General features: G+C 67.9%; 9 protein-coding genes. 7 read left to right on the forward strand and 2 right to left on the reverse strand.

Going from position 1 to position 12,324, the window contains the following annotated elements; genetic code table 11:
• Positions 1–60 precede the first annotated feature (60 nt).
• From Y590_RS22685 to Y590_RS22700, 4 genes are all read left to right on the forward strand, one after another.
• Positions 61–3,246 carry an error-prone DNA polymerase gene (locus tag Y590_RS22685; protein ID WP_502689479.1) on the forward strand — a complete coding sequence of 1,062 codons (3,186 nt, stop codon included), beginning with the start codon at positions 61–63 and terminating at the stop codon, positions 3,244–3,246.
• A gap of 85 nt (positions 3,247–3,331) precedes the next feature.
• Positions 3,332–3,856 (forward strand): DUF2306 domain-containing protein, encoded by a 525-nt coding sequence (locus tag Y590_RS22690; protein ID WP_201026756.1) that lies wholly within the window; start codon positions 3,332–3,334, stop codon positions 3,854–3,856.
• A gap of 408 nt (positions 3,857–4,264) precedes the next feature.
• Positions 4,265–5,290: a patatin-like phospholipase family protein gene (locus Y590_RS22695; protein ID WP_060771840.1), complete on the forward strand. Its 1,026-nt coding sequence runs from the start codon at positions 4,265–4,267 to the stop codon at positions 5,288–5,290.
• Between the two features lie 433 nt (positions 5,291–5,723).
• The gene (locus tag Y590_RS22700; protein WP_060771841.1) at positions 5,724–6,251 is read left to right on the forward strand and encodes a phenolic acid decarboxylase; all 528 of its coding nucleotides are present in this window, start codon (positions 5,724–5,726) and stop codon (positions 6,249–6,251) included.
• 240 nt (positions 6,252–6,491) lie between these two features.
• Here Y590_RS22700 and Y590_RS22705 read toward each other — a convergent pair whose 3' ends face one another.
• Complete coding sequence (locus tag Y590_RS22705) at positions 6,492–7,844, reverse strand: oligosaccharide flippase family protein (protein WP_060771842.1); 1,353 nt, start codon at positions 7,842–7,844, stop codon at positions 6,492–6,494.
• Positions 7,845–7,858: 14 nt separating this feature from the next.
• Complete coding sequence (locus Y590_RS22710) at positions 7,859–8,857, reverse strand: GNAT family N-acetyltransferase (protein ID WP_060771843.1); 999 nt, start codon at positions 8,855–8,857, stop codon at positions 7,859–7,861.
• A gap of 204 nt (positions 8,858–9,061) precedes the next feature.
• On the opposite strand from Y590_RS22710, the gene Y590_RS22715 reads away from it, so the two are divergent.
• The 3 genes from Y590_RS22715 (at position 9,062) to Y590_RS22725 (ending at position 12,271) form a co-directional block, all read left to right on the forward strand.
• Entirely contained in the window at positions 9,062–9,892 is an 831-nt protein-coding gene (locus Y590_RS22715; RefSeq protein ID WP_060771844.1) for a polysaccharide deacetylase family protein, read from the forward strand.
• A 300-nt stretch (positions 9,893–10,192) separates the two neighbouring features.
• Positions 10,193–11,323 carry a glycosyltransferase family 4 protein gene (locus Y590_RS22720; protein ID WP_060771845.1) on the forward strand — a complete coding sequence of 377 codons (1,131 nt, stop codon included), beginning with the start codon at positions 10,193–10,195 and terminating at the stop codon, positions 11,321–11,323.
• Positions 11,324–11,752: 429 nt separating this feature from the next.
• Complete coding sequence (locus Y590_RS22725; RefSeq protein ID WP_060771846.1) at positions 11,753–12,271, forward strand: hypothetical protein; 519 nt, start codon at positions 11,753–11,755, stop codon at positions 12,269–12,271.
• The last annotated feature ends 53 nt before the right edge of the window (positions 12,272–12,324 follow it).

Raw genomic sequence — 12,324 nt, forward strand, 5'->3', positions numbered from 1 at the left:
CGCCCCCGCGACGGCGGGGCGGCGGGCGTCCGACTTTGGTCGGGAGCGATGCAACTCAGCATGAGCACGCCGGAGCTTCAAGTCACGACGCACTTCTCCTTCCTGCGCGGCGCATCGAGCCCGGAGGAGCTGTTTTCCGCAGCGAGCTTGCTCGGCATCCCGGCTTTGGGCGTGACCGATCACGGCTCTCTTGCGGGGATGGTGCGGGCGCATCAGGCGGCGAAGGTCACGGGCGTGCGCCTCGTCGTCGGCTGCCGGCTCGACCTCGACGATCTGGCTTCGCCGCTGCTCGTCTATCCGACCGACCGGGCCGCCTACGGCCGGCTCTGCCGCCTGCTCAGCATCGGCAAAGCCAGGGGCGGCAAGGGCCGCTGCCGCCTGACATGGCGCGATCTCGACGTGTGGCAGGAGGGGTTTTTTGTGATCCTGCTTGCCGAACGGCCCGAGCCGACGCTGCTGGGCGACCTCGTCCAACTCAAAAAAACATTCGGAGCCCGCGCCTCCTGCGCGCTGACCCGCCGCTTCCGCCCCGACGACGCCGACCGGCTCGACGCCGTGGCCGCCGCGGCGCGGGCGGCGCGGGTGCCCTGCGTCGCCACCGGCGACATCCTCTACCATGTGGTGGGCCGGCGCCGGCTTCAGGACGTGGTGACCTGCATCCGGCTCGGGCTCACCATCGACCGGGCGGGCTTCGCCAAGGAGCGCCACGCCGACCGCTACCTGAAAGCTCCGGCCGAGACCGCGCGCCTGTTCGCCCGCTTTCCCGAGGCGCGGGCGCGGGCGGGCGAGATCGCCTCCGCCTGCACCTTCTCGCTGGACGACCTCGCCTACACCTACCCGACGGAAACCCGCGAGGACGGGCTCTCGCCGCAGGAGCGGCTGGAGATCCTGACCTGGGCCGGCGCCGCGACGCGCTATCCGGCCGGCGTGCCGGAGGCGGTGACGCGCCAGTTGCGCCACGAACTCGACCTGATCGGGCGGCTCGCCTACGCGCCCTACTTCCTGACGGTCGAATCCATCGTCGCTTTCGCCAATCGTGAAAAGATCCTGTGCCAGGGGCGCGGCTCGGCGGCCAATTCCGCGGTCTGCTTCTGCCTCGGCATCACCTCGATCGACCCGATGCGGCAGAACCTGCTGTTCGAGCGCTTCGTCTCGGAGGCGCGCCGCGAGCCGCCCGACATCGACGTCGATTTCGAGCACGAGCGCCGCGAGGAGGTGATCCAGTGGATCTTCGCCACCTATGGCCGCCACCGCGCCGCCCTCACCGCCATCGTCAGCCGCTTCCGCTCCCGCGGGGCGCTGCGCGAGGTCGGCAAGGTGATGGGCCTGCCTGAGGACGTGACCGGCGCCCTCAACCGGATGACCTGGTCCTGGAGCAGCGAGGGCGTCGGCGAGCGCGAATTGCGCGAACTCAACCTCAACCCCGACGATCGGCGCCTGCGCCTGACGCTCGAGATCGCCCGCGAACTCATCGGCACGCCGCGCCACCTCTCCCAGCATCCCGGCGGCTTCGTCCTGACGCTGGACCGGCTCGACGAACTGGTGCCGGTCGAGCCCGCGGCGATGATCGACCGTCAGGTCATCGAGTGGGACAAGGACGACATCGACGCCCTGAAGTTCATGAAGGTCGACGTGCTCGGGCTCGGCATGCTCGGCTGCCTGCGCCGCGCCTTCGACCTGTTGGCCGAGATCAAGCACGCGCCGCTCGATCTCGCCTCGATCCCTTCCGAAGATCCGGCCACCTACGCGATGATCCGGCGCGCCGACACGCTCGGCGTGTTCCAGATCGAGAGCCGCGCGCAGATGGCGATGCTGCCGCGGATGAAGCCGGACAAATTCTACGACCTCGTCATCGAGGTGGCGATCGTGCGCCCCGGCCCGATCCAGGGCGACATGGTCCATCCCTATCTGCGCCGCCGCGAGGGCCTCGAAGAGGTGACCTACCCGACGCCCGAGCTGCGGGCGGTGTTGGAGAAGACCCTCGGCGTGCCGCTGTTCCAGGAGCAGGCGATGCAGGTGGCGATGGTCGGCGCCGGCTTCTCCGCCACCGAGGCCGACGAGCTGCGCCGCTCCATGGCGACCTTCAAGTTCACCGGCGGCGTCCACCGCTTCCAGGACCGCCTCGTCGAGGGCATGGTCGCCAACGGCTACGCCCGCGATTTTGCCGAGCGCACCTTCAAGCAGCTCGAAGGCTTCGGGTCCTACGGCTTCCCCGAGAGCCACGCCGCCTCCTTCGCGCTCCTGGCCTATGCCTCGTCGTGGATGAAGTGCCACCATCCGGATGTGTTCTGCGCCGCACTGCTGAACGCGCAGCCGATGGGCTTCTACGCCCCCGCCCAGATCGTGCGCGACGCCCGCGCCCACGGCGTCGAGATCCGCCCGCTCGACGTGAATTTTTCGCAGTGGGACTGCACCCTCGAATCGCTCGGGGATAAACGGAAACTGTTCGCGGTGCGTCTGGGTCTGCGCCTCGCGGGCGGCCTGTCCGAGCGGGACGGGCAGCATCTGGCGAAGATGCGCGGCGGGCGCCCCTTCGCCTCCCTGCCTGAACTGGCGGACCGGGCCGGAATCCCGGCAGCCAGCCTGACCTGCCTCGTGCGGGCCGACGCGTTCCGCTCGCTCGGCCTCAACCGGCGTGAAGCCGCCTGGGCGGTCAAGGCCCTGCGGCCCGATCCCCTGCCCCTCTTCGCCGCCCTGTCCGCACCGATGCCCGCCGAGCCCGCCGTCTCGCTGCCGGCGATGAGCGCGGGCGGCGAGGTCGTCGCCGATTACGGTGCCAACGGCCTCAGCCTGCGCGCCCACCCCCTCGCCTTCCTGCGCGAGACCCTCACGGCTCTGGGGGCCCGGCCCTGCGCGGCGCTGGAGCGGGTGGGCAACGGGGCGCCGATCGTCGTCGCCGGGATCGTGCTGATGCGCCAGCGGCCGGGCTCGGCCAAGGGCACGATGTTCATGACCCTGGAGGACGAGACGGGCATCGCCAACCTGATCGTCCGGCCCGACCTGTTCGACCGGCAGCGCCGGGTCGTGCTCGGCGCCCGGCTGATGGCCTGCCGCGGGCGGGTGCAGCGGGTCGGCGACGTGATCCACCTCGTGGCCGCGGAGCTGTTCGATCGCTCCGGCCTGCTGCGGCGGATCGGCGAGGCGCCGATTGCCCTGCGCACCGGCCGCGGCGACGAGACCGGCCAGAGCGTCCGACCCGATCCGCGTGAGGCCGCGCTGCCGGTGCGGGCGCGGAATTTCCGGTAGGCTCGAAGCGCGATTGGCCCGTACAGAGACTGAGGACGCGCATCGGCGATCGCGCGGACAAGCCGGATGATCTGGAGGCCGTATCATGACCTCGGCGGAGATCGGTCTCTCGGAGCCGCCTACACATCGACGTCGGTCGCTGTCCCCGACCGTCATCGAGCGCGCGTTGGCTTATGCCTCGATCGCGTTGCTTGTCGCAGTGGCAGGCGCGCTCGTCCGTGGCCACGCGGACTGGCTGAAGGTTCCCGCCCTCATCCAGCTGCACATCGCGACAATCAGCCTGTGCCTTGTGCTGACGCCCGTGCTGCTCCTCGGACGGCGCGGCGTGCGGTGGCACCGCGTGCTCGGTTATGGATGGGTCGCGTCCATGAGTGCGACGGCTCTGCTGACCTTTGGTATCCGCGACAGCAACCACGGCGGGCTGAGTGCCATCCACGTCCTATCGGCAATCACGCTGACGCAAGCACCGATGCTGGCATGGCATGCCCGCAAACATCGCGTCGATGCGCATCGCTACACGGTCCTGTCGCTGGTTTCAGGTGCACTCTTGATCGCGGGGCTGTTTACCCTGTTGCCCGGTCGCATGTTGGGTCGATGGCTGTTTGCCTGATGCTAGAGCCATGCATTTCACCGATGTATCACTAAGGAAACCATGACCGGCCTCTGTGATCAGATTCATGAAGTCTTCGCATTGAGGTCTTTGGATCGCTCTCGAGTCGAAGCAATCAATCCCGGGTTAAACCCCATCTTTCGGCCGTAACGCGAAAGCCCGGGCCCTGCCCTCGCCGGTCCGTCACGCTGTCCGGGTGATCAGGATCCGATCTGCGCGCCGATCCTCATGTCGGGGGCCGGGCGAGGCCTTCTCGCCTCATTCTCCGCCGGCCGCGGCGACTCAGCGATCGACAGAACATGATCGCTTCCTGCCGGGTTAGCCCGAGCGCGAGGGGGGCCATGATGATCCTGCGAACGGGCGCGGTCTGGCTCGGGCCACCGCGAAGAAAAAAGGTCCGTTCCGTCGATGCAGACAGTCTCCCAACCGCGCGACACCGCCATCGTGTTCGGCGGCGGCAACGCGCTCGGTGCCTATCATGCCGGCGCCTTCGCGGTTCTGCAGGCCCGCGGCATCCGGCCGGACCGATTGGTGGGCGCCTCCATGGGGGCCGTCACCGGGGCGATCATCGCCGGCAACGCGCCGGAGGACCGGATCGAGCGGCTTGACCGGTTCTGGAACGAGGCGACCCTGCAGACCGGCCTCTCCGGAACCGATTTCCTGAAGCCGCGGCAGTACTACAATGCCCTCCACTCGCTCCTGACGCTGGCCTGGGGGCGGCCCAGCATCTTCACGCACCGCTATCCCGGCCTGTGGTCGGCCCTGCCCTGGGTGCCCAACGATGTCGCCTTGTTCGACCACAGGCCCCTGCGCGCCACGCTCGAGCGTCTGGTCGATTTCGAACGCCTGAACCGGGCCGAGATCCGGCTCACCATCGCCTGCATCGACGTGGCGACCGGCGAGGAGGTGTACTTCGACAACACCCATCAGGCGATCCAGCCCGAGCACATCCTGGCCAGCGCCGCCCTGTTGCCGGCCTTTCCCCCGGTCGAGATCGACGGGCGGATGCTGTGCGATGCCGGCTACACCAACAACCTCCCCCTCGATCCGCTGTTCGAGCCCGAGCCGACCCGCGACCTGCTCTGCATTGCCCTCGACCTGTTCTCCCTGCGGGCGGATCGTCCGCGCTCGCTCGACGCGGTGCTGGAGCGGGCCAACGACCTCATCTTCGCCAGTGCCGCCCGGCGTGCGGTCGCGGGGCTCGCGCGCAGCTACGCCCTGCGCGAGCGGCTCGATCCGGACGGCCCCGCCGCGACGCTCTTGCACATCGTCCATCAGGCCGGCGCGGACCAGCTCGCGTCGAAGAGCTTCGACTTCTCGCCCTCCTCGACCCGCGACCGCTGGGAGGCGGGCGCCCGCGACATGGAGCGGGGTCTCGACCGCCTGGCCGAACTGCCGCCCCCGCCGGGCCGCTTCCGCTACGAGTGCCCGTGACGGCACGGCGACGGCCGGCTGTCGGGGGCAGACGATGCTCAGCGGTCGCAGCCTTGCCGGCTTGCGTTTGCGAGGGGCGGCTGTCGACCTCTTGCCGACCTTCGAAACGTCCGCTTCGAGGCTGTCGAGGCGGAGGACAATGACCGGGTCGGGTGGACGGCGCTCCAGCACGACCTGGGCAAATTCTGCAGAAAAAGTGTTTCAGATCATAGAATTAGCCCAGTGGCCCGCTTTTGTTGAGTCATTGATCTCGCTGCGGAAATCCGGAATCTCGCCCAGGTAGTGCTCGCTAGTTTGGAGTTAAGGCAGATCAATATTTGCATTTGAAAACGATCGCTTTATAGGGAGGTCCTTCGTTCAATGGAGCGAAGCATTGTCAGCAATTCCGCGCTAATGCGTGCAATTTGGCGGTGATAAACTAGGGAAACGACTGATGTCCAGCGATCTTGGCCTCGACCTACCGAACGACTTGTCTGCGTTCGTGGGAACCCATTTCATCTATACCTACGCCAACGGCTGGAAGTATGAGTGGTATGCCCGTAACGAGAAGACATGCGATTACCGCATACACCAGGGCTTGGTCGGTGGGCGCTGGGTGACCAACCAAGCGGTCGATCTCGTCCAGCTCGCGCCGGACATGTATAAGGCCGATTGGCACGAGCCCACCGGCACCTGCGTCAGCCTCTATTTCGATACGAAGCGCCGGCTGGTGCACGGCACCATCTTCTTCCCGCAGTGGATCGCGGGTGAAGGAGCACATCCCGAGAAGACGATCTGCTACCAGAACGACTTCATGGACGATATGCACCGCTTCCGAGACGAAGGCCCGGCATACCCATACGTGGTCATCGGCGAGTTCGCCAAGATCACATTCATGGAGCAGCGTGGCCGCGACAACGACGAGGTCATCAACGCGGCCCCCGGCCAGCTTCCTGCGGGCTATCTCGAACGCACGAACTGATCACGCCAGAGCGGATGACGGCATTCATTTGACCGAATGCCGTCGTCACTCGCTGTAGCGCCAGCCGAGCATGGTGCGGGAACGCTATCGACACGGTTGGGTTGGAGCCAGCTGATCCCCTCTACGGCACACTTGGGTCGCATATGGAATGCCCGCCTCTGGTCAAAGGGTCCGCTCCCCACCCCAACGGTCCTTCGCACAGGCAAGCCGGCTGCGTTTCACCCCGATCCCCGCCGGCGTTCAGATCTGCGCCGACTTGGCCGGCCTGAGCGAGCGCCGCCACCGGCCTGGCATCGGCCACGCCGAGGCCGAGCGCGATTGCCGCCGCGCGGCCAGCACGAGGTAGATGAGCGAGGCGAGGTGCCCCGCACCCACCGCCGCCGCGGCGCCGCTGACGCCGCCGGCTTGCATCAGCGGGACCACCACGGCGAGCGACACGACCATGCTCACGCACAGCGACTCGAACAGCACCCGGGTGTTCTGCTTGGCGCGGAAGTAGTTCGCGGCGAGGTCGCGGGCCAGCACGATCACGACGCTGACCGAGAGGATGTGCAGGCAGTTGGCATAGGCCGCATATTCCGCCCCAAAGATCAGGCGCAGCCACATCTCGCCCGGAATGGCGAGGAACGCGAGGATCGTGATGATCGGCACTCCGAGCTTGACGCCTGTGCGCAGCAGGTAGCGGCGCAGAGCCGCCTCCCCGCCCTCGGAATGCGCGCGCGCGGCGGCCACCGGCAGGACGTTCTCCGTGGCGGCGAGCAGCAGCAGCACGGTCCCCACGAGGTACTGCGCCGCCCGCAGGCCGCCGAGTTCCTTGAGGCCGAGCGTCGAGCCTGCCATCAGCCAGATGAGCTGCTCCTGGACGAAGGTGACGAAGACGATCGGCAGGAGCCAGCGCGCGAGCGGGATGTGGCGTCGAAAGACCGCGCCGGTTTGCACGCGGCCGGGCCGGTGCAGGATCGGCCGGCCGAACGCAACGATGAAGGGCAGGCAGGTCGCGAGCGAAGTCGCGGCGAGCAGCCAGACGAAGCCGTTGCTGCCGATGGCATCGTGCTCGAGCCAGATCAGCAGGGCGACGAAGGGGAAGCTTGCGGCGCGGGCGAAATCCATGAGCAGGGCCTGCACGCCCCGACCTTTCGCAAACAGGAGGCGGCGCAGGGTGAATTGGAGGTTCTGCGCCAGCATCAGGGCGCAGGCCGCCAGAAGCGTCTCGCCCGACATCCCGCCGATGAGGAGGGCGATCACAACGAAGACCGCGCCGGGCACGCAGAGCAGGAAGGCGCCCGCGAGGATGGTCGCGGCATAGGCCGTCGAGACGCCGCTGCGGGCGCCGACGAGGGTCATCATCGGCGCGGTGATCAGGGCGTTGTGCAGGGCCTGTGCGAAGCTGAGCACGATCAGGATCATCGCGAAATGCCCGAACTCGGCGATGCCGAGCAGGCGGGCGGCAACGATGCCGCTGAGGAAGCCGAAGCCGCTGACGACGCCCTGGTCGGCCAGGGCGGCGAGGGCGGCCGGCGGACGCCGGACGAGGCCGGCGGCGCGCCGGAGCAGGCCTGCCGGCCGGGAGGACGCGGTGTGAACTTCGGGCATCGCGGATTTCCTGCTCAGCGCGTGGCCAGGATGGCCGTCGCGGCGCGGCGCATCGCCCGGCTCCGGCTGAACAGCCAGAGCGGGTTGGATGCCACGACGTTGCGGCTGGCGCCGCGCTTGAATTCGGTGACGCCCGGGTTACCGGCGGGGTCGATGCCGCCGAGATCGAGCACCGACCCCCCCTCGCGCTTGGCCCGCTCGATCAGGCGCCAGAGGGCGAGGCGGCCGGCTCCGGTCGCCTTGGCCCGCTCGTTCGAGGCGACGTAGAAGTCCGTCCAGCGGTTCGCAGCCCGGTGGATGATCCGCACCAGAACGGGCTCGTTCCGCTCTCGTATTTCGAGGAACAGGAGGTTCGGGTCGTTCGCGGCCAGATCGCGGAAGGCGGTCGTGTCGAGGCTGTTGCGGAACCCTTTGCGCCGTTTCAGGGCATCGTAGAGCCGGACGAAGGTCTCGAAGGCCGCCAGCCGTTCTGCCGGACCGGTCGGGAATGTCGTCGTGAGATCCGGGTTTCGCTCGGCGGTCTTGAGCACGTCGCGCCAGCGACCCTCCATGGCGGAGCGGATCTGGTCGATCTCTCCGGTCAAATTGAGTTCCAGCGTGTGCATCCGGGCGGTGACGACCGGCGCGAAGCCGTGGCCGAGCAGGGCCAGCACCGCGGCCGGCGTCTGGAACTGTTGGTAGTTCACGCCGAGCAGATCGAGGCGGCCGAGGTCGAGATGGCCGAGGAAGGCGCGGAACACCGCCTCCGCCCGCTTCTCACCCAGCCGTGTCAGGACCGGGCAGCCCTGCGCCAGGACGATGTGGCTGAGCCAGCGGCGGCGGCGCTGAACCTGGGCGTAGGCGAGTGCCTGTCCGTCGCCGGCGCGGATGGCGAGCCGCCGCACCTCCCAGCCGACGCGGCTTTTGTACTCGCCCCAGTGGCGCGACGCGTAGAGGTTGGCGCCCGGCTGCTGCCAGACCGCCTCGTCCCAATCGGGATCCTCCGTGACGTCGACGACCGTCAGTTGCCCCACCTTCGAACATCCTTTCCGTGCCGGCCGTTCCGGCGCGGGACAGGCCATGGCCTGCCTGACGCTGATCAGCAAGGGACGAGCCACCACGCCGTCATCAATAATGAAACCAATATGTCAGATTAACCACGGTCGATCGGGATGATTTGTGCAGATGCCATCAGCTTATCCCTGTGATAGATGCGGGCATCGGAGGGTGAAGCGCGGATGAAGCACTGGGTCAAGACGACGTTGCGCCGCGCGCCGGCCCTGCGCGCGCTCGCCCTGCGCGGGGGCGCCCTGTTCAAGTCGCTGGCCTGCGCCGAACCCGGTCTCTACACCCTGTGCTACCATCAGGTGCCGGAAGACCAGCAGGATCGTTTCGCCGCGCAATTGCGCCATCTCAGCCGGCACGGGGATTTCATCGATGCCGACGGGGCTGCCGAACGCCTCGCCGCGGGCTGGCCCGCCCGCGACCGCGCCTTCCTCGTCACCTTCGACGACGGCTACGCCGACACCTTCGAGGTGGCGCGTCCCGTTCTGCGGGCCCTGGGCATTCCGGGTATCGTCTTCCTGATCAGCGACTGGATCGATGCGCCGCCGGGCACGCCGCCCGGCCTCGACCGGGCGACGTCCCTGGCCCCGAGCGGGCGCCTCTATATGGGACGGGCCGAGATCGCGGCCTGGTGCGCCGACGGTCTCGACATCGGATCCCACACCGCCACCCACTCGCAACTGAGCCGGCTCGACCGGGCGCGGGTCGCCGACGAGATCGCCCGCTCCCGGCGCGACCTCGCCGCCCTCACCGGCCGGGAGATCCGCCATTTCGCCTGCCCCTGGGGTGTCGCCGGCCGCGATTTCGACCCGGAACGGGACCCGGCGCTGGCCCTGGAGAGCGGTTACCGGACCTTCTTCACCACGCGGCGCGGCCGGGCGCTGAGCGCCGCGGATCTGCCGACGATGCCCCGCCACGTGGTCGAGCCGCATTGGCCGGTCACCGATTTCGAGGCCCTGATGGGCGGCCGCAGGACGGGATGGCGGGCGCGCGGCACGGCTTGAGACGAGTTCCGTTCAGAGCCGTATCCAGCCTGATCGCATCCGGCCGGCGCCGCTCGGCCCTTGTTGTGACGCGCTTTCTTTCGACGAGCCGGTGACCCCTTCGTCGGAATGCGCTTTCGCCTTCTGCCTCGTCCGGTTCCGAAAGCCGGTGGTGACCTTTCGGGACGATGCTCTGGGTTCCTGTCTTGGCATCATCTTTTTCCGAAAGCCGGCAACCACCTTTCGGGATGATGCTCTATCCCTGCCGATCGGCGCCGGGCCGGTTCGGGTCCGCGGCGCCTGACTTGAGGCCGCCCATCCATGGCAACCGGTGCGATGCGCCCGATCCTCGTCGTGACCGGGGCGCTCGCCCCCTACACGCATGTCCTCTACGATCATCTGGCCGAACGGCTCGCCGGCCGTGACGGCCGGGCCCTGCATGTTCTGTCCTGCACGCCGCGCGAGAGCGCCCGGCAGTGGGTGATGCCGCCGCCGCGCTTCTATCGTCATGCGGTGCTGCCGGGCCTGCGCTGGCACCGCTCCTCGATCCGGAACCTCTACGTCAACCCGGCGGTGGTGCCGCGGCTCGCCGCCCTCCATCCGGCGGCGGTGGTGCTCAACGACTTCTCGCCGACCATGCTGTTCGCGGCCGGCGCCGCGCGCCTGCGGCGTATCCCGACCCTGATCCGCAGCGACGGGGTGCCCGAGACCGATCCCGGGGAGCGTTCGGCCCCGCATCGCTGGCTGCGCCGTGCCATCGTCGCGGGGGCCGCCGCCGGGATCGGGCCGAGCGAGGGCAGCGGCGCCGTGCTCGCCCGCTACGGCTTGCCGGCTCGAAACTTCGTCCTGAGCCCGCTCTTTCCGGCCTGGACGCCGCCCACCCCGCCTCCGCCCGACTGCGAACGGCCCTACGACCTCCTGTTCTGCGGCATGTTGAACGAGGAGGTAAAGGGCGCGCGCTTCTTCACCGACGTGGTGCTCGGCTGCTCTGCCCGCGGCCGGCGCCTGTCGGTCCGGGTCGCGGGAGACGGCCCGCTGCGGACGGAGATGGAGGCGCGTTTCGCGCAAGCCGGACTCTCCGCCCGCTTCGATGGCTTCCTGGGCCAGGAGGCGCTGCCCGAGGTCTACGCCTCGGCCAGACTCTTCCTGTTTCCGAGCCGCGGCGACGTGTGGGGAATCGTCGTGCAGGAGGCGCTCCAGAGCGGGACGCCGGTGCTCGCCTCGCCCCATTCCGGCGCGGCCCGTGGTCTCCTCGAAACCTATGGTTGTGGCGAGGTGCGGCCGATGGCGGTGGCGGATTGGGGCGAGGCGACCCTGCGGCTCCTCGACGACGAGGGCCGCCGCCGGGACCTGCGACGTGCGGCAGAGCGCGCGCTCCCGCACTTCACGGTGGAGGCGGCCGTCGCGGGGTATCTCGATGCCCTCGAGCCCCTTCTGGCGCAGCGCAGCTGACCTCGCCATCCGGTCCGGAGCACGCAATGCGAAGTTGTATCCAGACTTGTTCGCGACACGGGGCGGAAGGGGGGCGGTCTGCAACCGCTCCGAGCGGAGGCTACCTTCGACAGAGCAAGCGCAGATACTCGATGTATCCGGCCGGCTCAGGGTCAAACCTCTGTCGATAGTCCGAAAGGCCGCAACTCACCTCTATCGAACTGCCGAGCGTCTCGAGCGGGAGCAATTAACATTCTATATTAAATCGAGAATAGATGTATCATATTTGTGATATTTTTACAACATCTTACTAGAAGGTAAACTCGGCAATATCGTCCTTAAAAATTTGCCTTGCTTCGGACGTTTATTTCGAACGATTGTGTTGTTGCGGATCATTCCTCGCCCGCTTGTGTCCGCCTGGCCTCCATGTCTCGCTGGAAGCGTTTCAAAATGGACATAATCAAGAAATTGCGCTGGGAGCGTCCACTTGATCTTGATCGCGGCGAGCCTCAAACTATGACCGTTGCTTCTCACGATGCTTCAAAGCCGTCCGATAGCCTAACGAGTATCCTGCGTCTCGTGCAATCGGATGCCGATGCGAACGCCGCCGTGCCGGTTGCGTCGCCCTCCTCCTCTCAGGATTGGGCGAACCTGATCGATCGCGTGCGGGCCGCCGCCCAGCGGACGCGCGAAGTCGAGGCGCAAGCCCAGGAGCAGGAGCAGCGCGTGCACGAGCTGCTGGAACGCGTTCGTGACGACGTGAAGCTCGCCAGCGAGCGGGTCCGGGCCGCGGAGACCAAGGCGGCCAACGTGCAGGCTCAGGCCGAGCAGCGCATCCGCGCGGCGGAAGAGCGGGCCGAGGCCGCCGAGGAGCGCGCCCGGATCGCCGAGGATTGGCTGAAGCAGGTGCACGAGGCCATCGTCAGCGAGTTCTCGACCCTCACCGAGGTGCCGTCCAAGGCTGCGTGAGACCTCCGCGGTCGTGAGACCTCCGCGGTCGTGATACCGGCCGGCGATCGTCC

The sequence above is a fragment of the Methylobacterium sp. AMS5 genome (genome assembly GCF_001542815.1).
Classification (GTDB): Bacteria; Pseudomonadota; Alphaproteobacteria; order Rhizobiales; family Beijerinckiaceae; genus Methylobacterium.